Consider the following 19286-nt stretch of genomic DNA (forward strand, 5'->3'; position numbering starts at 1 on the left):
ACCACCCGACGCCGCGCGCCACCCGCCGGGTTGCCCGGGGGCGGCGATTCTGCGACGATGCAATTGCTGAACGCTCGTTCGGTAATTCGGGTTCGAGGGAGAGCGCGATGGCGGAGGCCTACCTCGTCGGCGGCGTGCGCACGCCGGTCGGCCGCTACGGCGGTGCCCTGGCGGGCGTCCGGCCGGACGACCTCGCCGCACTCGTCGTCGCCGAGGCGGTGCGCCGCGCCGCGGCCCCCGCGGACGCCCTCGACGAGGTGATCCTCGGCGCCGCCAACCAGGCCGGCGAGGACAACCGCAACGTCGCCCGGATGGCCGTCCTGCTGGCGGGGCTGCCCGACGAGGTCCCGGCGATGACCGTCAACCGGCTGTGCGCCTCCGGCCTCACCGCCGTCATCCAGGCCGCGCAGGCCATCCGCGCCGGGGATGCCGACCTCGTCGTCGCGGGCGGCGTCGAGTCGATGACCCGCGCACCCTGGGTGCAGGCGAAGCCCGAGCGCCCGTGGGCGAAGCCCGGTCCGCAGTTCGACACGTCGATCGGTTGGCGCTTCGCCAACCCGCGGCTGCTCGCCCGCGACAAGGCCACCTACACGATGCCCGAGACGGCCGAGGAGGTCGCCCGGCTCGACGGCATCACGCGCGAAGAGGCCGACGCCTTCGCCCTGCAGAGCCACCGCCGGGCCGCCGCGGCCGCCGACGCCGGACGGTTCGACGACGAGCTGCTGCCGGTCGAGACGCCCGCCGGCGCGGTCACCGCCGACGAGGGCATCCGCCGCGACACCGACCTGGATGCGCTGGCGCGGCTGAAGCCCGTCGTCGCGGGCGGCAGCGTGGTCACCGCGGGCAACGCGTCCCCCCTCAACGACGGAGCGTCCGCCATCCTCGTGGCGAGCGCCGCCGCCGTCGAGCGCTACGGCCTCCGCCCGCGCGCCCGGGTCGTCGCCGCGGCGAGCGCCGGCGTCGCCCCCGAGGGCATGGGCCTCGGCCCGGTCCCCGCGACGCAGAAGGCCCTGGCGCGCGCCGGCCTCGACGTGTCCGACCTGGGAGCCGTCGAGCTCAACGAGGCGTTCGCCAGCCAGGCGCTCGCGTGCATCCGCCGCCTCGGCCTCGACCCGGCGACCGTGAACGCCGACGGCGGCGCCATCGCGCTCGGCCACGCGCTGGGCTCGAGCGGCACGCGCATCCTGGTCACCCTGCTCGGCCGGATGGAGCGGGAGGGCGCCCGCCGCGGGCTCGCGACGATGTGCGTCGGCGTCGGTCAGGGCACCTCGCTGATCGTGGAGGCCGTATGACCGACAGCCTGCACGTCGAGGAGCAGGACGACCGGATGGTCGTCACCCTCGACCGTCCCGAGCGCCGCAACGCGATCGACCAGGCGATGGTGGATGCGCTGCACGCGGTGTGCGAGCGGCTGGAGCGCGAGCCGCGCATCCTGATCCTCACCGGGTCGGACGGCGTCTTCGCGTCCGGCGCCGACATCGCCGAGCTGCGCGAGCGGACCGCCGCCGACGCCGCGAACGGCATCAACGACACGATCTTCTCGCGCATCGCGGCCCTCCCGATGCCCGTGATCGCCGCCCTCGACGGGTACGCTCTGGGCGGCGGCGCCGAGCTCGCCTACGCGGCCGACCTTCGGGTCGGCACCCCGCGGCTGCGGATCGGCAACCCGGAGACCGGGCTCGGGATCATCGCCGCGGCCGGCGCGCTGTGGCGGCTGCCGCAGCTGGTGGGCCTGCCGCTCGCCACCGAGCTGGTGCTGACCGGGCGCGTCCTCACCGGAGAGGAAGCGCTGGCCGCCGGGCTCGTCAGCGACCTGTTCGCGCCGGGCGAGCTGCTCACCGGCGCGCACGCCCTCGCCGACCGAATCGCCGCGAACGACCCGCTGGCGACGCGGCTCACCAAGCAGGTGCTGCGCGAGCCCGCGGAGCGCCATCCCGCCGCCGAGCGCGAGGCGCAGGCCGTGCTGTTCGAGTCGCCGGAGAAGCGGCGGCGGATGACCCAGTTCCTGGAACGGAGGAGCAGGCGATGAGCGCGACGGGGCTGCCGGAGCGGGTCGCCGTGATCGGCGGCGGACGGATGGGATCGGGGATCGCGCACGCGTTCCTCATGGCGGGCGCCGACGTGGCCGTGGTCGAGCAGAACGCGACGGCGGCGTCCGAGGCGCGGGACCGCATCCTCGCCGCCGTCGAGGGCAGCGTCCGCCGGGGAGCCGCGGCTCCCGACCCGGACCGGCTGGTCGTGACGGTCACGTGGGAGGCGCTCGGCGGCGCCGGGCTCGCGATCGAGGTCGTGCCCGAGCTGGTGGGCCTGAAGCGCGAGGCGCTGCGCCGCGCCGAGGACCTGCTGCCGGTGGACGCGGTGCTCGCCACGAACACGTCGTCGCTGTCGATCGACGTGCTCGCCGAGGGGCTGGCCCGTCCCGGCGCCTTCCTCGGACTGCACTTCTTCAACCCGGTGCCCGCGTCCGCACTGGTCGAGGTCGTGCTCGGCACGGCGACCGCCCCGTCCGCCGCCGACGCGGCCACCGGATGGGTGCGCGTGCTGGGCAAGACCGCGATCACCGTCCGCGACTCCCCCGGCTTCGCCTCCTCGCGTCTCGGCGTGCTGCTCGGGCTGGAGGCGATCCGCATGGTGGAGGAGGGCGTCGCCACCCCCGACGACATCGACACCGCGATGGAGCTCGGGTACAAGCATCCCGTCGGCCCCCTGCGCCTCACCGATCTGGTGGGGCTGGATGTGCGGCTCGACATCGCCGAGTACCTCGCGCGCGAGCTCGGGCCGCGCTACGAGCCTCCCGAGCTGCTGCGGAAGATGGTCGCCGAGGGGATGCTCGGCCGCAAGAGCGGTCAGGGGTTCTTCTTCTGGGACGAGGACGGGACCGCGGTCCCTACCGCCCGGGAGCGTCGACGATGAGGTTGGTGATCCGCGCCGTGCAGAGCCGGTTGCCCTCCTCGTCGGTGATCACGATCTCGTGCGACGCGATGGTGCGGCCCAGCCGGATGGCGGTCGCGACCCCGGTCACCACGCCCGAGCGCGCGGCCCGGTGGTGCGTCGCGTTGATGTCGACGCCGACCGCACTTCGGCCAGGACCGGCGTGGATGACCGCGGCCCACGAGCCCAGCGCCTCCGCGAAGGCGACCGATGCGCCCCCGTGCAGCAGCCCGAACGACTGGCGGTTGCCCTCGACCGGCATGGTCGCGACGACCCGCTCGGCGGACTGCTCCAGGATGCGCACCCCCATCTTCACGTCGAGCTCACCCAGTTCGATCGTCCAGTCGCCGTCGGCCATGCCGTCAGCATACGCATCCACTCGAGGAGGCCTCTCATGATCGTGCCCAGCTACATCCGTGACGGATGGTGGACGCCCGACGACGCCCCGGCCGGCGTCCTCGGTACGGGATCGGGCGACGAGGCGCCCCGGCCCGCGGAGGTGCTGGACGCCTCCACCGGTGAGCCGATCGCGCAGATCAGCACGGCCGGGCTCGACCTCGCGGGCGCTCTGGAGCATGCCCGCACGGTCGGGCAGCGGTCGCTCGGCGAGCTGACGTTCCATCAGCGCGCCCTCATCCTGAAGCAGCTGGCGCAGGCGCTGACCGAGCGCAAGGACGAGCTGTACGCGCTGTCGGCGCAGTCCGGCGCGACGCGCGCGGACGCGTGGATCGACGTGGATGGCGGGATCGGCGCGCTGTTCACCTACGGCTCCAAGGGGCGCCGCGAGCTCCCGAACGCGCAGGTCGTGCTCGACGGACCGGCGGAGCAGCTGTCGAAGGACGGCAGCTTCCTCGGCCGCCACGTGTACACCCGGCTGCCGGGCGTCGCGGTTCAGATCAACGCGTTCAACTTCCCGGTGTGGGGGATGCTCGAGAAGCTCGGGCCGTCCTTCCTCGCCGGGATGCCGACCCTGGTGAAGCCGGCGACGCCGACCGCGTTCGTCGCCGAGGCCGCGGTGCGGATCATGGTGGAGTCGGGACTGCTTCCGGCGGGATCGCTGCAGCTGGTGAGCGGCGGCGTGCCCGACCTGTTCGAGCACCTGAGGCTCGGCGATCTGGTGGCCTTCACCGGATCCGCGTCGACCGCGGAGCGGCTGCGCGCCCACGACTCGGTACAGACCGGCGGGGTACGGTTCACCAGCGAGACCGACTCGATCAACGCGTCGGTGCTGGGCCCGGATGCGGTGACCGGCACGCCGGAGTTCGACGCCTACATCAAGGGGCTCGTCGTCGAGCTGACCGCCAAGTCGGGGCAGAAGTGCACGGCCATCCGCCGCGCGATCGTGCCCGCGCCGCTGCAGGACGACGTGATCGCCGCGGTGCGCGAGCGCATCGCGTCCCGCGTCGTCCTCGGCGATCCGCGGGCGGAGGGCGTGACGATGGGGCCGCTCGCCTCCCGCACTCAGCGCGAGGAGGTGCTGCGCCAGGTGGCGCGGCTGGTGGCCGCGGGCGGCGAGCTCGTGGTCGGCGGGCTCGACCAGCCGACCGTCCGCCACGCGGACGGCACGACCGGCGTGGCGCCCGAGGGCGCGTTCGTCGCGCCCGTGCTGCTCCGTTTCGCCGACGCCTGGACGCCCGAGGCGCACACGGTGGAGGCGTTCGGGCCGGTGGCGAGCATCCTCCCCTACTCGACCGCGGAGGAGGCGGTGGCCCTTGTCGCGCGCGGCGGCGGGTCGCTCGTGACCAGCGTCGCGACGCACGACCCGGAGTTCGCGCGGACCTTCGTGCTCGGCTCCGGCGCCTACAACGGCCGCATCCTGGTGCTCGACCGGGACGACGCCCGCACCTCCACCGGGCACGGCTCGCCGATGCCGCACCTGGTGCACGGCGGACCGGGCCGGGCGGGCGGCGGCGAGGAGCTGGGCGGCATCCGCGCGGTGCTGCACCACATGCAGCGGACCGCGCTGCAGGGGTCGCCCGACCTGCTGACCGCGATCACCGGCGTCTGGCATCCGGGCGCGGCGGTGTCGTCGGATGCGCAGCATCCCTTCCGCAAGTCGCTCGCGACCCTGCGGATCGGCGACCAGGTTCAGGCGGGGCCCCGGCAGGTGACGCTCGACGACATCGAGGACTTCGCGACGTCGACCGGCGACACGTTCTACGCGCACATGGACGAGGAGGCCGCGGCGGCGAACCCGTTCTTCCCGGGACGGGTCGCGCACGGCTACCTGCTGGTGTCGTGGGCGGCCGGGATGTTCGTCGACCCGGCGCCAGGGCCCGTGCTCGCCAACTACGGCCTCGAGGATCTGCGGTTCCTGACCCCCGTCGTCCCCGGCGACAGCATCCGCGTCGCCCTGACGGCGAAGCAGATCACCCCGCGCGAGACCGACGACTACGGCGAGGTGCGCTGGGATGCGCGCATCCTGAACCAGCGCGACGAGCTCGTCGCCACCTACGACGTCCTCACCCTCGTCGCGAAGTAGCCCGCCCCCCTCCGTCGAGTACACGAAAAGTGCACGCTCGCCCGGCGTGTCGCGTGCACTTTTCGTGTACTCGACGGGGGGCGGACCGGGATTCAGCGCAGGGCGAGGGCGAGGATGGTGGCGGCGAGGTCGTCGGGGGTGAGGGGGCCCGTGGGGGTGTACCACTCGGTGAGGGAGTTGATCATGCCGAAGAGGAGGCGCGCGACGACGGCCGGGTCGGCGTCGGTGCGCAGCGAGCCCTCGGCCCGCGCCTCGGCGACGAGGTCGGCCACGGCGTGGTCGAAAGCGCGCCGGCGGGCGAGCGCGGCGCGCTCCACCTCGGTGTTGCCGCGCACCCGCAGCAGCAGCGTGACGTAGGGCAGCCGGTCGGCCAGCACCCGGACGGCCCCGCGCAGCACGAAAGCCAGACGGTCGGCGGCCGCGCCCGACGCGGCCTCGGGCGCGCGCAGCACGCCCTCGAGCCCGTCGAGCGCCTCGTCCAGCGCCAGTCGCAGCAGCTCGTCCTTGGAGGCGACGTGGTGGTAGATCGCGGACTTCGACAGCCCGAGCCGGTCGGCGAGCATCCCGATCGAGGTGGCGTCGTAGCCGTGCTCGTTGAACGCGGCGACGGCGACCTCGAGGATGCCGCGCTGGTCGTACCCGGGGCGCCCGCGCCGCAGGGTCTCGGAGTCCGCCGTCTCGGTCACCCGATCAGTCTGGCATGTCGCCCGGCCGCGGGGATATACTGACCGAACGATCAGTAAGTAAACCGATCCATGCGCAAAGGGGCGTTGATGGAGACCACCACCACAGAACGAGCCGACGCCGAGCGGGGCGCCGCGCAGGCCGCCTTCGACCAGCTCATCGCCTCCGACTCCCGCGTGGAGCCGCGTGACTGGATGCCCGACGACTACCGCCGCACGCTCATCCGCCAGATGTCGCAGCACGCCCACTCCGAGATCATCGGGATGCAGCCGGAGGCGAACTGGATCACGCGCGCTCCGAGCCTGAAGCGCAAAGCCATCCTCATGGCCAAGGTGCAGGACGAGGCGGGCCACGGCCTCTACCTCTACTCCGCGACCGAGACGCTCGGCGTCACACGCGACGAGCTCACCGAGCAGCTGATCTCGGGTCGCGCCAAGTACTCGTCGATCTTCAACTACCCCACGCTCAGCTGGGCCGACATCGGGGCGATCGGCTGGCTGGTCGACGGCGCCGCCATCTGCAACCAGGTGCCGCTGTGCCGCTGCTCGTACGCGCCGTACGGCCGCGCGATGGTGCGCATCTGCAAGGAGGAGTCGTTCCACCAGCGGCAGGGCTTCGAGATCCTGCTGTCGCTCATGCGCGGCACCCCGGAGCAGCAGCGCATGGCTCAGGATGCGGTGGACCGCTGGTACTGGCCGTCGCTGATGATGTTCGGGCCGCCGGACGGCGACTCCCCCAACTCGGCCCGCTCGATGGCCTGGAAGATCAAGCGCTTCTCGAACGACGAGCTGCGGCAGCGGTTCGTGGCGATGCTCGTTCCGCAGGCGGAGGCGCTGGGCGTCACCCTCCCCGACCCCGACCTCCGCTGGAACGAGGAGCGCCAGGCCTACGACCTCGGACCGATCGACTGGACCGAGCTGCAAGAGGTCATCGCCGGCCGCGGCGTCTGCAACGCGCAGCGGCTGCAGCGCCGCCGCGAGGCGCACGAGGACGGCCGCTGGGTGCGGGAGGCCGCCGCGGCGTACGCCCAAAAGCAGCAAGCACAGCAGCAGCGCGCGACGCACGAGAGCGCGGAGGCCGTCGCGTGACCGCCGAGCCGTGGCCCCTCTGGGAGGTCTTCGTCCGCGCCTCGCGCGGTCTCAGCCACGTGCACGTCGGGTCGCTGCACGCGCCGGATGAGGAGCTCGCCGTCCGGAACGCCCGCGACCTGTACACGCGCCGCGGCGAGGGCGTCTCGATCTGGGTGGTCCGCTCCGACGCGATCACCGCGAGCGACCCGGACGCCAAGGATGCCTTCTTCTCCTCCCCCGAGGGCAAGAACTTCCGCCACGCCACCTACTACACCGCCGCCGAAGGGGTGAAGCACCTGTGACGGATGCACGTATCGAGCCCGGCCACGCAGACACCGACCACACCGAGCCCGGCCACATCGAGCTCAGCGCCGTGACCCTCTCCGAGGAGTTCGTCAGCTCTGACGTCCCGCCCTCCCCCGAGGTCGCCGAGTACGCCCTCTGGCTGGGCGACGACGCGCTCGTCCTGGCGCAGCGCCTCGGCGGCTGGATCACCCGCGCTCCGGAGCTGGAGGAGGATGTCGCGCTCGCGAACATCGCGCTCGACCTGCTCGGCCACGCCCGCTCGCTGCTCCGCTACGCGGGCGCCGCGTCCGGTCGCACCGAGGACGACCTGGCGTACTGGCGCGAGGAGGGCGAGTTCCGCTCCGCCCACCTGTTCGAGCAGCCGAACGGCGACTTCGCTCACACGATCGTGCGCCAGTTCGCCGCCGCGCACTACCTGTACGCCCTGTACGACCGGCTCCGCGCATCCACCGACCCGGTTCTGGCGGGTGTCGCCGCGAAGGCGGTCAAGGAGGTCGACTACCACCGCGACCACGCCGACCAGTGGATGCTGCGCCTGGCTCTCGGCACGGACGAGTCGCGCCGCCGCACGCTGCGCGCGATGGAGGACGTCTGGCCGTACGTCGACGAGCTGTTCTCCGACGCGTCGGCTCTGGATGCGGACCTGTTCGACGCGCTGGAGGGCGTCGCGGTGCGCCCGTCGTCGCTGCGCGCGGCCTTCGACGCGGACGTCGCTCCCATCCTCGCCGAGGCCGAGCTCACCCCGCCGGACGCGTTCCACGCCGCCGGCGGCGGACGGCGCGGCCGGCATTCGGAGCACCTGGCCCCACTTCTGGCCGAGCTCCAGGTGCTCGCCCGTCAGCACCCGGGGGCATCGTGGTGACGCATCACGCGGACGCCGCGCGGGCGTGGTCGGCGGCGGCCTCCGTGGTCGACCCGGAGGTCCCCGTGCTGAGCATCGACGACCTGGGGGTGCTGCGCGAGGTGACCGTCACCGACGACGGGGTCGAGGTGGTCATCACGCCCACCTACTCCGGCTGCCCGGCGATGGATGCGATCCGCGAGGATGTGGTGCGCGCCCTGTCGTCCGCCGGCTTCGGCGACGTCCGGGTGCGGCTCGAGCTCTCGCCGGCGTGGACCACCGACTGGATCAGCGCGGCCGGCCGCGCCGCGTTGAAGGACTACGGCATCGCCCCGCCCTCGGCGACGGGCCCGGTCCGCGTCCGCATGTCGGTCAAGTGCCCGCACTGCGGTTCGCTCGACACCCGCGAGGTGGCGCACTTCGGCTCGACCTCCTGCAAGGCGCTCTACGTCTGCAACGCCTGCAGCGAGCCGTTCGACCACTTCAAGGCGCTGTGAGGGCCGGCTGATGGCGCGGGCCCGTTTCCACTCGCTCGCGGTCGCCGAGGTGCGCCCGCTCACCGCCGCCAGCGTCGAGGTCACGTTCGCCGTGCCCGAGGACCTGCACGGCGAGTACGACTACCTGCCGGGCCAGCATGTCGCCCTGCGCGCGCACGTCGACGGCCGGGAGCTGCGCCGCAGCTACTCGCTGTGCCGCCCGCCGTCGCCCGGCCGGATCACCGTAGCGATCAAGCGCGACCTGGGCGGCGCGTTCTCGACCTGGGCGACGAGCGAGCTGCGTCCCGGCGACACGATCGACGTCATGAGCCCCCAGGGCACGTTCACGGTGGATGCGGCGGCCGCGGCGCACAAACACATCGTCGGCATCGCGGCGGGCTCCGGCATCACGCCGCTGATGGCCCTCGCGGGCAGCGTCCTCGCCGGCTCCGACACATCCCGGTTCACGCTGGTCTACACGAACCGCACGGCGATCGACGTCATGTTCCTGGAGGAGCTCGCCGACCTGAAGGACCGCTACCCGTCCCGCCTGGCGCTCCACCACGTGCTGTCGCGCGAGCAGCGGTCGGCGCCGCTGCTGTCGGGCCGGATCGACGAGGACCGGCTGCGCAGGATGCTCGACGCGCTGCTCCCTCCCGACACGGTCGACGAGTGGTTCCTCTGCGGGCCGTTCGAGCTGGTGCAGCTGTGCCGGGACGTGCTGGAGAGCTACGGGGTGCCGCGGGAGCGCACCCACTTCGAGCTGTTCACGACGGGTGAGCCGGGCGAGGTCCGCGGCGACAGCGGGCGTCCGGTGGTCGTGCACGAGGGCGAGAGGACCGCCGACATCGAGTTCACGCTCGACGGCTTGAGCTCGACGGTCACCACGCCGATCGACGCCAACGAGTCCGTGCTGAACGCCGCGCTGCGCGTGCGCCCGGACGTGCCGTTCGCCTGCACCGGCGGCGTCTGCGGCACCTGCCGGGCGCGGCTGATCTCGGGCGATGTGCGGATGACGGAGAACTACGCCCTGGAGCCGGAGGAGCTCGAGCGCGGCTACGTGCTCACCTGCCAGTCGCATCCCCTCACCGACCGCGTCGTCGTCGACTACGACGTCTGAACCGAGGAGCCCCGTGATCGAACTCGACATCGCCGACGGCGTCGCCCGGGTGACCCTGAACGCCCCGGAGCGGCTGAACGCGCTCGGCCCCGACGACCTGCGCGCGCTCGACGCCGCCTACGCCGAGGCGGAGGCCGCCGGCGTGCGCGCCCTTGTGCTGCGCGGCGAAGGGCGCGCCTTCTGCGCCGGACGCGACATCGCGGGCGTCGACCCGGCGACGGACGACGTCAGCGGCTACCTCGACGGACTGGTGACCCCGCTGCTGCGGCGCATCGCCGCCTTCCCGGCGCCCACATTCGCCGCAGCTCACGGCGCCTGCCTCGGCGTCGGCCTCGGGCTGCTGGTCGCGACCGACATCGTCTACGTCGCCGAGGACGCGAAGGTGGGCTCGCCGTTCGCCGCGCTCGGCGCCGCCCTCGACTCCGGCGGCCACTGGCTGCTCGTGTCGCGCCTGGGCCCGCACCGCGCCATGGACCTGATCGTGAGCGGCCGCTTGATCTCGGGCGCTGAGGCCGTCGCGGGCGGGCTGTTCTCGCGCGCGCTCCCGGCCGCCGAGCTAGCGGAGGCGGTGGATGCCGCGGCCGCGGCAGCCGCGGGCGGCGCGACCGAGGCGTTCCTGGCGAGCAAACGCATCGTCGCCGGGCTGCGCGACGGATCGCTCGACTTCTGGGGTTCGATCGCCGCCGAGAACGCCGCGCAGGCGCAGCTGCGCGACACCGCGGACTACCGCGAGGGCTTCCGCGCCTTCCAGGAGAAGCGCATCCCCCGCTTCACCGGCCGCTGAGCGGCGCGCGCCCGCGCGCTCCCGCCGCGTGCGCCGCTCCGTCGAGTCGTGACATCTTGCGGCAATTCGTCGCCGATTGGAGCATCTACTCACGGTTCGACGCAGGCGACGGACGCGCGGAGCGGTCAGGACACGCGGCTCGCGAGCAGGCGCTGCACCGCGGAGAGCGGGATCGGGATCCACGCCGGTCGGTGCCGCGCCTCGTACGCGATCTCGTAGACCGCCTTGTCGAGCTCGAACGCGTCGAGCAGCAGGCGGAACTCCTCCACCTCGCCGCCCGCGACCGAGGCGTAGCCGTCGAGGTACGACTGCCGGGCGTCGCCCGCCCAGCCGGCGGCGTCGATCGGGGTGTCGCGGCGGGCCAGCGACCCGGCGACGTAGTCGAACGACCGCAGCATCCCCGCGACGTCGCGCATGGTCGCGTCCGGAAGCGCGCGCTCCGCGAGCGGACGCAGCGGTTCGCCCTCGAAGTCGATGAACTGCCAGCCGCGCTCCAGCGAGTACAGCACCTGCCCGAGGTGCAGGTCGCCGTGGATGCGCTGCAGCGTCGGCAGCGGAGCCGCCGCGGCATCCTCGTACACGGCCGCGATCCCGGCCCGCAGCTCCTCCACCTCCGGAACCTCGGTCGTGGTGACCGTCAGCCGCCGGAACATCCCGTCGAGCGCGCGTGCCACATCCTCGGTCGTCGCCCGCGTCGTCGGCAGCACCTGCGCCATCAGGCGGTGCAGCTCGGCGGTTCCCCCGCCCAGCTGGTACGCCCGCTCGGTGAAGTCCTCGCCGCGCTCGGCCGCGCTGACCGCGAGCTCCCACCCGTCCTCGGCGCCCGGCACGAAGTCCTGCATGAGCGCCAGCTCTCCGGATGCCGTGCGGCCGTCCGCGGTGGGCCACCGGCCGGTCAGCCAGCCGAGGAGCGACGGGGTGCGCCGCGAGCCGCCGGCGGTGAGCGCGGCGAGCGTGGACACATCCGGGTTCTCGCCGTCCTGGACGACCCGGAACACCTTGATGAGCGCCCGCCGGCCATCCGCGAGCTCGCCGACGATGGACGTGTTGGACTGCTCGCCGGTGAGCCTCCGCGACGAGCGCAGGGCGATCCGCTCGCCGAGCGTGTGGCCCTGCGCGTGCGCGTCGCGACCCTCCGCCCGCTCCTCGCCCGTCATCAGCTGGACGAGCGCGGTGACGTACGCCTCCTCGGTGGGTCCGTCGTACAGGAACCGGCCTCCGGCCTCGCCGATCAGCGCCGCCTCGTCGCCGTCGCGCTCGGTGCGGGCGACCACGGGCACCTGGTACACCCGCGGAGTCCGCGGGGCGTCGTCGGCGAAGAAGTGGGTGACGATGCGGACGTCGCCGGCCGCGGGTTCGGCGTCGAACGAGGCGAGCAGGCGCAGGCGCGGCTCGACGTTCTTGGTCGAGTACCAGCGCTGGCGCCGCATCCACGATCCGACCAGCTCGGTGAGTTCGGTCATGCCTGAACCGTACGCCCGGACCGGCGTTTTCGCGCGGGGCGGTCAGGCGATCGGGAGGAACGGGCGACGGTCGCGCTTCCGCGCGGCTCAGCGGGTTCCGAGCACCACGCCGCGCGCCGCCATGAACGGCTGCGGGTCGATCTGCAGCCCGTTGACGTGCACCTCGAAGTGCAGGTGGCAGCCGGTGGAGAGACCGGTCGAGCCGACCTGCGCGATCGGCTGGCCCGCCGCGACGTGCTCGCCCACGGTGACCCCGATCCCGCCGTCGCGGATGTGGCCGTACGCCGTCTCGACCCCGCCGCCGTGGTCGATCAGGATGTAGTTGCCGTACCCGCTGAACGGCCCCGCCCGCTCGACGGTGCCGGCCGCCGCGGCGTAGATGGTGGTGCCGCAGGAGGCGCCGATGTCGTCGCCCGGGTGGAACAGCGCCGTGCCGAGGGGACGCGACGGCCGGGGCCCGAACACGTCGGTCAGGCCGCCGTGCACCGGCAGCGCCCAGCCGCTCGCGACGAGGGCCGGGTCGGAGGTGAGCATCTGCCAGTCGGAGCCCGCCTGGAGGACGGTGGGCGCCGCGGCGAGCGCCGCCGATGCCGCATCCACCTGGGACTGCGCCTCGGCGACCGCCTGCTGCGGCGAGTCGACGTCGACCGCGGCGACGGCGTCCGCGGCGCCCTGCGCCTGCTGCGTGAGCTTCTGCGCGGCCTTCTTGGCGCTGGCGGCGGCCCGGATGGCCGCATCCCGGTCGGCGGACAGCTTCGCCAGCCGGTCTGCGGCGCCGAGCTTGGTCAGCAGGTCGCCCCGACCGTGCAGCGCGGCGCTGAGCGGGTCCTGGGTGAGCAGGTGCGTGCCGGAGGAGCGGATCAGCGCCGTGGCGAACGCGGCCGCCGACTTCGCCTGCTTGGCCGCCGCGTCGGCCCGCTTCTGCACGGCGTCCGCGACCGCCTGCGCCTGGTCGTGCTCCCGTTGCGCGCTCTCGGACTGCTCGGTCGCGTCGGCGAGTTGCTGTTGGGCGGCGGCGAGGTCACTCGCGAGCTGTGCCGTCTGCGCGAGCTCCACCGGGTCGACGCTGTCGAACTGCGGCAGGTCGGGGGCTTCGAGCTGGATGTCGTCGGTCGGCGGAGGGGCGGGGGCCGGGTCCGGGGCGGGCGCGGGGGTCGGGGCGGGCGTCGGCGTGCCGGTGGGGTCGGGGGTCGGCGTGGGAGTCGGCGTGGGCGTCTCTGTCGGGTCCGGAGTCGGCGTCGGCGAGGGAGTTGGCGTGCCGCTCGGGTCGGGCGTGGGCGTGGGCGCGGGCGTGCCGGTCGCGTCCTGACCGTCGCCCGGGTCGCTCCCCTGGTCCGTGCCTTCGCCCGTCCCGGGGTCCGGCGTGGGCGCCGCGGTCTCCGTCGGCGCGGGGACGCATCCCGCCCCGCATTCGTCGGCGGCCGCCGCCTGCGGGACCGCCAGGATGCCGCCCGCCACGAGCGCGAGAACCGCGCATGCGTGAAGGAGGCGCGGCCCCCGGAACCGCGTCGCCGTTCCGTGCCGTTCGAACGTTCGCCGCATGAGTGGGAACGGGCCGGCGGCACGTGCCGCAAGCCCGTAGTGAGATGTTCTCACTCCCTCCGGGCGGGGACAAGCCACCCGAACAGGGTGTGATGCGGCTCACAGCATCGGCACGTTACGGTGGGGGGTTGTGACCGACAGTACTGCCACCGCGCGCCCGCGCCGCTCCGCGCGGCGTACGTCCAGCTGGAAGACCCTGCTGCGGGATGTGGTGGTCATCTTCGTCGTCGCTGTGCTGGTGTCGTTCCTGATCAAGACGTTCGTCGCCCGCTCCTTCTACATCCCCTCAGGATCGATGGAGAACACCCTCCAGATCAACGACCGGATCATCGTCAACGAGCTGCAGCCGAAGGTGTTCGGCCTGCAGCGCGGCGACGTCGTCGTCTTCAAGGATCCGGGCGGCTGGCTCCCTCCCGCGCCCCCGCAGACCGGCAACGCGGTGCAGCAGGGCATCGGTGCCGTCCTCGACTTCGTCGGCCTCGGCGCGTCCGACTCCGACCAGCACCTGGTGAAGCGGCTCATCGGCCTTCCCGGCGACCACGTGAGCTGCTGCAACGCCCTCGGGCAGATGAGCGTCAACGGCGTCCCCCTGAAGGAGCCGTACGTGCTCCTCCCCGCCGGCGTGCAGGCCGTCTCGGAGAAGTCGTTCGACGTCACCGTGCCGAAGGACACCGTCTGGGTCATGGGCGACAACCGCTACAACTCGGCCGACTCGCGGTACCACATGGACGACCCGGGCAAGGGCTTCGTGCCCCTGTCGGATGTCGTGGGCAAGGCGTTCGTGATCAGCTGGCCGGTGAGCCACTGGTCGTGGCTCGACGACTACCCGGACACGTTCCGCGGCGTGGAGCGCGAAGACCAGTAACCAGGCCGGTCACGGTCAGTTCTCCGAGCGGCCCAGCCGCCAGTACCCCATGAAGGCGACGCGCGACCGGTCGATCCCGTGGTCGCGCACGAGCATCCGGCGCAGCGTCTTGACCGCGGCCGATTCGCCCGCGATCCACGCGTAGAACCCGGCGTGCGTGGCGTCGGCCTCGTCGAGCGGGCTCTCCCAGAGGATGTCGCGGTCGACATCCACATCGTCCAGGCTCTGCGCCCGGCCGGCGGCGGCCGCAGCGACGACCCGGGGATGCTCGGCCAGCCAGCACTGCACGGCCGGCACCAGAGCGGCGCCGGTCACGGCGGAGCCGCGCGGCAGCCACGTCGCCTCGACGTGCGGCGGGAGGCGCAGCGAGAGTGCATCCTGCGCCGACGGCACCTCGATGAACGCCTGGGCGCGACGACCCGCGGGGAGGGTCTCAAGGATGGACGCGATGGCGGGCGCCGCCGTCTCGTCCCCGGCGAGCAGGAGCTCGCGGGCGGACCCCGGACGCCAGTCGATGCCGACGCCGCGGTGCGGGCTGCGCGCATCCGGGCCGATCACCACCAGCTCGTCGTTGGGTCGCGCGCCGAGCAGCCACCGGGCGGCCGGTCCGCCGTCGCCGTGCACGACGAAGTCGATGTCGAGGCAGCAGGCGTCCGTGTCGATGGCACGGACCGTGTAGGTGCGGAACGGATTGCGCCGATGCTCGGGGAGTCCGCGCCAGCGCTCGTACCAGTCGCCCGCGAACTGCGCCTCCTCGTCGTCCACGCCGAGGTCGGCGAAGCTGCCGTCCGCCAGCGGGAAGAGGAGCTTGATCCGCTGGTCCAGGCATTCGGTGCCGAAGTGCTCGAAGTCGCCGCACTCGAAGCGGACCCGCGTGAAGTGCGGGCTCAGCCGGCTGATCGCTGCGACCCGGGCACGGTACGGCCGGTACGCCGGGCGCGGACGCTCGGTGCGGGTCGGGGCGAGGATGGTCACGGTGTCTCCGGTGGACGGGCGGCGGAGCGGAACTAAGGTAAGGCTACACTAACCAACCCGTCGCTCCCCTGGTGATCCCCTGAGTGGTAGAGCGCCTGACTCTGCCGGATCCCGGCTCCCCGGTCCAGAATGTCGATCGACGGTCCACCCGTTCGACGCCCCGGTGAAGCATTCGCTCTCGAGAGGACACAACGATGAAGTACATGATGTTCGTGATCACCGACAGCTCGCCCGACACCGAGCGGGACGAGTCGGACGTCGACGGCTGGGTGGACGAGCTGGACGCGAGCGGCAAGCGCGTGATCGGCGAGGTGCTGCAGGCGCCCGCCGAGTCGCGCGTGGTCCGCGTGCGCGACGGCAAGCGGTACGTCACCGACGGCCCGTTCGCCGAGACCAAGGAGTGGATCTGCGGGTTCGACATCCTCGAGGTCGCCGACCTGGACGAGGCGATCGAGATCGCCTCCCGGCACCCGATGGCCCGCAACGGCCAGCTGGAGCTGCGCCCGTTCATGGAGTGGGACGAGGTCGCCGGGGCGTGAGCGAGCGGCCGGTCGTCGTCACGTCCGCGGGCGCCGTCCGCGGGCGTGACGACGACCGCGTCAGCACGTGGCGCGGCATCCGCTATGCCGAGCCTCCGACCGGACGGATGCGCTGGCGAGCCCCCGTCCCCGCGCGACCGTGGGACGGCGTCGCCGATGCCGTCCGTTTCGGCCCGGCCGCTCCCCAGCGCCCGAATCCGTCGGTCCCGCTCGCGCCGGGTGAACCGGGCGGAGCCCGGCTGGACGAGGACTGCCTGTTCCTCAACGTCGTCCGCCCGAGCGCCGATCCGCCGCCAGGGCGGCCGCGCCCGGTCATGGTGTGGCTGCACGGCGGCGCCTACGCCCTGGGCTCCTCCAGCCAGCTGGTGTACCACGGGGACGAGCTGGTGACCTCCGGCGACGTCGTGGTCGTGACGCTCAACTACCGCCTGGGAGCCCTCGGGTTCCTCGACCTCGGCGCGGCGGGCGTCCCCGGCGCCGAGAGCAACGTGGCCCTGCGCGACGTTCTGCTGGCGCTGCGCTGGGTCCGTGACAACATCGCGGCGTTCGGCGGCGACCCCGCTCGGGTCACCGTGTTCGGGCAGAGCGCCGGCGCCGGTCTCGTCACCGCCCTGCTCGCCTCGCCGCTCGCGCACGGCCTCTTCCACCGCGCCATCGCGCAGAGCCCGCCCGCCGGCTCCATGTACGGTCCGGAGCGCTCGGAGGTCGTCGCGCGAGCGTTCCTCGAGCGGCTGGGCGTCCGTCCGGACGACGCGGTCGCCCTGCAGCACGTGCCCGTCGAGCGGATCGTGGATGCGGGGGCCGCGGTCTACGCCGACATCCCGCGCGAGCATCCCGGCATGCTCGCCTTCGCGCCCGTGGTCGGCGACGACGTGCTGCCGGAGGCGCCGCTCCGGATCCTCAGCGAGGGCCGCGGGATGCGCGTCCCGCTCGTGATCGGCACGAACCGCGACGAGGCGACGCTGTTCCGGCTGATGCGTTCGCCGCTGCTCCCGATCCGGCGCGCGGCCCTCCAGCGCATGTTCCAGGCCATGCAGGAGGAGCAGCGCGCCGGTGGACCGGACGGGGCGCGCCTCCCACCGCCCGACCGCGTGCTCGCCGCGTACCGTCGGGCGCCGCTCTCCCGGAACGTCCGCATCGCCACGGACATCGCCTTCCGGATGCCCGCCGTGTGGGCCGCGGCCGGCCACGCGGAGGTCGCCCCGACGTTCCTCTACCGCTTCGACTTCGCGCCGCCGCTGCTCCGGCTGAGCGGCATCGGCGCCGCGCACGCCACGGACCTCCCGTACGTCTGGGGCGAGTTCGGTGGGCTCCCCCGCGACCCGTCGTTCTGGCTCGGCGGACGCCGCAGCGCCGACGAGGTCTCCCGGCGGATGCGGGCCCGGTGGGCCTCCTTCGCGCACGGCGGCGCCCCGGGCGAGGGATGGCCGCCCTACGACGCGGAGCAGCGCGCCACCCTGCTCATCGATTCCGAAGAGCGCGTGGTCCCCGATCTGGACGGAGCCCTGCGCGCGGGCTGGGGCGAGCAGATCCTGTCCTTCCGCTGAACGCTCCCCCTAGACTGACCGGTATGGTGCTGCTGCCGCTGATCGTGTTCGCACTGTTCGTGTTCGCGCTGGTCGACATCATCCTGCGCCGCGACGACCAGGTGAAGCACCTGCCGAAGCTCGCCTGGGTGTTCATCGTCATCCTGCTCCCGCTGGTGGGCGGCATCCTCTGGTTCGCGGTCGGCCGCGAGTACGAGAGCGCCCCCGCGCCCCGCCGCACGCTGCGCATGCCGACGGTGGACGAGCGGCACCGAACCGACCCGGCCCTCCGGCCCGACAGCACCGAGGCGCAGCTCGCCGCCCTGGAGCGCGAGATCGAGGCCGCCGACCGCGATCAGCGCATCCGGCGCCTCGAAGAGGAGCTCCGCCGCCGCGACGACGCGGGCGAACCGGCCTGACGGGTCGCCGCTGCGTCGCGCTACCCCTCCGGCGTGTGCTGCGCGACGAAGCGGATCGCGTCATGCGCCATCCCCGGCGTGATCTCGTGGCCGGCCGCCGGATAGACGTGCTCCTCCAGCGTCGAGTGCCCGGGCAGGAACTCGCGCATCCGGATGATGTCGTGCGTGCTGATCACGTCGTCGCGGGCGCCGTGCCCCCAGAACACCGGCGGACGGCTGGAGGCGAGCTCCGCATCCCCGCGCTCCTCGTCGTCCGTCGTGAAGCCGCCCAGCGTCACCACGAACGAGAGCCGCCCGGGTGCGCGCCGCAGCATCTGAAGCGCCGTCGCGCCGCCCTGCGACCACCCGACCGCCGCCACGGGCGCGTCGCCGAACCGCTCATCGACCCACGCCAGCAGCCGGTCCGCCGCCGGCGCGACGTTGCTCGAGAGCGCCCCGCGTTCTCCGTCGTCGGCGACGTGGAACCACTCGAACCGGTCTCCCAGCGGCAGCGGCGCCTGCAGCAGCTCGGTCCGCCACGGCGCGGGCGTGCGCTCCGCGATCCAGGCGAGATCCTCCCGGATGCCGTAGCGGCCGTGCAGGAACAGCAGGACGGGGGCGGTGGACGAGGTCGGCATCCCTCCATTCATCCCCCGCGGCCCGCCCGCGTCCACCCCGGCACGGTGAGACGCCGCTGACAGTAGCCTCCACGTCGCGTCACGCGCGCCCGAAGTCCCTCGTCATCGTGTGTGGAACCGCTTCGCGGAACAGCCGAGATGGGGAGACGACCATGCCGAAACGCACTGCACCACTCATCGAGCCCTCGCCGGGGCGTCAGGCGAGCCCGCACACACGGACCGATGCCTGGCTGCGCCTGAGGCTGGCCGTCGCCGACGAGTACGTGAGCAAGCTCCCGGAGCTGCTCGCCGTCGACGAGTTCGCCCGCCTCACCGGCCTCACGATCGCGCAGGTGCGTCACGCCACGACGACGGGCGACCTCGTGGTCTCGCTCCGGGACGGCCGCCGCGGGATCGCGCCGGAGGACAATCTCCCGTTCCTGATCCGCGAGCGACTTTTGCGGCTGCCGCGCCCCGGCCGGGCCACGTCCACGCGCCGCGCCCGATCCCTCCCGATCAGCCCAGCCGCCTACGAACGCATCTGGGACGAGGCGGTCTGCCACCGGATCGCGCCGGAGGCCGCACTCGACCGCCTGCTGCGCGTCCCCTCGAGCGCGCAGCAGGCGGATGCCGACAGTACGGCCAGCCGGTACTGCTGAGGCCGCAC

At 73.2% G+C, this 19286-nt stretch carries 21 protein-coding genes; 15 read left to right on the forward strand and 6 right to left on the reverse strand.

What is annotated here, in order from left to right; translation table 11 throughout:
• The first annotated feature begins 107 nt into the window (after positions 1-107).
• The 3 genes from J2W45_RS08130 to J2W45_RS08140 are packed head-to-tail and all read left to right on the forward strand — an operon-like array spanning position 108 to position 2913.
• A complete protein-coding gene (locus J2W45_RS08130; protein WP_310130624.1) occupies positions 108-1292 on the forward strand; it encodes a thiolase family protein in 1185 nt (394 codons plus the stop codon).
• Positions 1289-2029 carry an enoyl-CoA hydratase/isomerase family protein gene (locus J2W45_RS08135; protein ID WP_310130626.1) on the forward strand — a complete coding sequence of 247 codons (741 nt, stop codon included), beginning with the start codon at positions 1289-1291 and terminating at the stop codon, positions 2027-2029. The genes J2W45_RS08130 and J2W45_RS08135 overlap by 4 nt, the downstream gene beginning before the upstream one ends.
• Positions 2026-2913 (forward strand): 3-hydroxyacyl-CoA dehydrogenase family protein, encoded by an 888-nt coding sequence (locus J2W45_RS08140; protein ID WP_310130629.1) that lies wholly within the window; start codon positions 2026-2028, stop codon positions 2911-2913. The genes J2W45_RS08135 and J2W45_RS08140 overlap by 4 nt, the downstream gene beginning before the upstream one ends.
• On the opposite strand, the gene J2W45_RS08145 is transcribed toward J2W45_RS08140, so the two are convergent.
• Positions 2888-3289, reverse strand: coding sequence for a PaaI family thioesterase (locus J2W45_RS08145; RefSeq protein WP_310130630.1), 402 nt, complete (start codon positions 3287-3289; stop codon positions 2888-2890). The genes J2W45_RS08140 and J2W45_RS08145 overlap by 26 nt on opposite strands.
• 36 nt (positions 3290-3325) lie before the next feature.
• On the opposite strand from J2W45_RS08145, the gene paaZ reads away from it, so the two are divergent.
• Entirely contained in the window at positions 3326-5413 is a 2088-nt protein-coding gene (paaZ, locus tag J2W45_RS08150; protein ID WP_310130633.1) for a phenylacetic acid degradation bifunctional protein PaaZ, read from the forward strand.
• Positions 5414-5505: 92 nt separating this feature from the next.
• Here the strand turns inward: paaZ and J2W45_RS08155 are convergent, their stop codons facing one another.
• Complete coding sequence (locus J2W45_RS08155) at positions 5506-6099, reverse strand: TetR/AcrR family transcriptional regulator (protein ID WP_310130635.1); 594 nt, start codon at positions 6097-6099, stop codon at positions 5506-5508.
• Positions 6100-6186: 87 nt separating this feature from the next.
• Between J2W45_RS08155 and paaA the strand changes: the two genes are divergently transcribed.
• From paaA to J2W45_RS08185, 6 genes are read left to right on the forward strand one after another with little or no spacing between them, the layout of a single operon-like run.
• Positions 6187-7185: a 1,2-phenylacetyl-CoA epoxidase subunit PaaA gene (gene paaA / locus J2W45_RS08160; protein WP_310130636.1), complete on the forward strand. Its 999-nt coding sequence runs from the start codon at positions 6187-6189 to the stop codon at positions 7183-7185.
• A complete protein-coding gene (paaB, locus tag J2W45_RS08165; protein WP_310130637.1) occupies positions 7182-7469 on the forward strand; it encodes a 1,2-phenylacetyl-CoA epoxidase subunit PaaB in 288 nt (95 codons plus the stop codon). Before paaA ends, paaB begins: the two co-directional genes overlap by 4 nt.
• Positions 7466-8335, forward strand: coding sequence for a 1,2-phenylacetyl-CoA epoxidase subunit PaaC (gene paaC, locus J2W45_RS08170; RefSeq protein ID WP_310130639.1), 870 nt, complete (start codon positions 7466-7468; stop codon positions 8333-8335). Before paaB ends, paaC begins: the two co-directional genes overlap by 4 nt.
• The gene (gene paaD / locus J2W45_RS08175) at positions 8329-8811 is read left to right on the forward strand and encodes a 1,2-phenylacetyl-CoA epoxidase subunit PaaD (protein WP_310130642.1); all 483 of its coding nucleotides are present in this window, start codon (positions 8329-8331) and stop codon (positions 8809-8811) included. Before paaC ends, paaD begins: the two co-directional genes overlap by 7 nt.
• A gap of 10 nt (positions 8812-8821) precedes the next feature.
• Positions 8822-9910, forward strand: a complete 1089-nt coding sequence (gene paaE / locus J2W45_RS08180; protein WP_310130644.1) for a 1,2-phenylacetyl-CoA epoxidase subunit PaaE — start codon at positions 8822-8824, stop codon at positions 9908-9910.
• Positions 9911-9923: 13 nt separating this feature from the next.
• Positions 9924-10694: an enoyl-CoA hydratase/isomerase family protein gene (locus J2W45_RS08185; RefSeq protein WP_310130646.1), complete on the forward strand. Its 771-nt coding sequence runs from the start codon at positions 9924-9926 to the stop codon at positions 10692-10694.
• A gap of 125 nt (positions 10695-10819) precedes the next feature.
• Here J2W45_RS08185 and J2W45_RS08190 read toward each other — a convergent pair whose 3' ends face one another.
• The gene (locus J2W45_RS08190; protein WP_310130649.1) at positions 10820-12157 is read right to left on the reverse strand and encodes a maltokinase N-terminal cap-like domain-containing protein; all 1338 of its coding nucleotides are present in this window, start codon (positions 12155-12157) and stop codon (positions 10820-10822) included.
• Positions 12158-12244: 87 nt separating this feature from the next.
• Positions 12245-13615, reverse strand: a complete 1371-nt coding sequence (locus J2W45_RS08195) for a M23 family metallopeptidase (protein ID WP_310130652.1) — start codon at positions 13613-13615, stop codon at positions 12245-12247.
• 214 nt (positions 13616-13829) lie between these two features.
• Here J2W45_RS08195 and lepB point away from each other — a divergent pair, with 214 nt between their 5' ends.
• On the forward strand, positions 13830-14564 hold the full coding sequence (gene lepB, locus J2W45_RS08200; RefSeq protein ID WP_310130654.1) for a signal peptidase I: 735 nt from the start codon (positions 13830-13832) through the stop codon (positions 14562-14564).
• Positions 14565-14579: 15 nt separating this feature from the next.
• On the opposite strand, the gene J2W45_RS08205 is transcribed toward lepB, so the two are convergent.
• Positions 14580-15539 (reverse strand): siderophore-interacting protein, encoded by a 960-nt coding sequence (locus J2W45_RS08205; RefSeq protein ID WP_310130655.1) that lies wholly within the window; start codon positions 15537-15539, stop codon positions 14580-14582.
• Positions 15540-15733: 194 nt separating this feature from the next.
• On the opposite strand from J2W45_RS08205, the gene J2W45_RS08210 reads away from it, so the two are divergent.
• Genes J2W45_RS08210 through J2W45_RS08220 form a run of 3 tightly spaced genes read left to right on the forward strand, consistent with a single transcriptional unit; the run spans position 15734 to position 18023 of the window.
• On the forward strand, positions 15734-16078 hold the full coding sequence (locus J2W45_RS08210) for a YciI family protein (RefSeq protein ID WP_310130656.1): 345 nt from the start codon (positions 15734-15736) through the stop codon (positions 16076-16078).
• The gene (locus J2W45_RS08215; RefSeq protein ID WP_310130659.1) at positions 16075-17625 is read left to right on the forward strand and encodes a carboxylesterase/lipase family protein; all 1551 of its coding nucleotides are present in this window, start codon (positions 16075-16077) and stop codon (positions 17623-17625) included. Before J2W45_RS08210 ends, J2W45_RS08215 begins: the two co-directional genes overlap by 4 nt.
• A gap of 23 nt (positions 17626-17648) precedes the next feature.
• Positions 17649-18023 (forward strand): PLD nuclease N-terminal domain-containing protein, encoded by a 375-nt coding sequence (locus J2W45_RS08220; RefSeq protein ID WP_310130660.1) that lies wholly within the window; start codon positions 17649-17651, stop codon positions 18021-18023.
• A 20-nt stretch (positions 18024-18043) separates the two neighbouring features.
• On the opposite strand, the gene J2W45_RS08225 is transcribed toward J2W45_RS08220, so the two are convergent.
• A complete protein-coding gene (locus J2W45_RS08225) occupies positions 18044-18640 on the reverse strand; it encodes an alpha/beta hydrolase (RefSeq protein ID WP_310130663.1) in 597 nt (198 codons plus the stop codon).
• Positions 18641-18792: 152 nt separating this feature from the next.
• Between J2W45_RS08225 and J2W45_RS08230 the strand changes: the two genes are divergently transcribed.
• Positions 18793-19278, forward strand: a complete 486-nt coding sequence (locus J2W45_RS08230; protein WP_310130665.1) for a hypothetical protein — start codon at positions 18793-18795, stop codon at positions 19276-19278.
• Positions 19279-19286 lie beyond the last annotated feature (8 nt).

The organism is Leifsonia shinshuensis (assembly GCF_031456835.1).
In the GTDB taxonomy this organism is placed as follows: domain Bacteria; phylum Actinomycetota; class Actinomycetes; order Actinomycetales; family Microbacteriaceae; genus Leifsonia; species Leifsonia shinshuensis_C.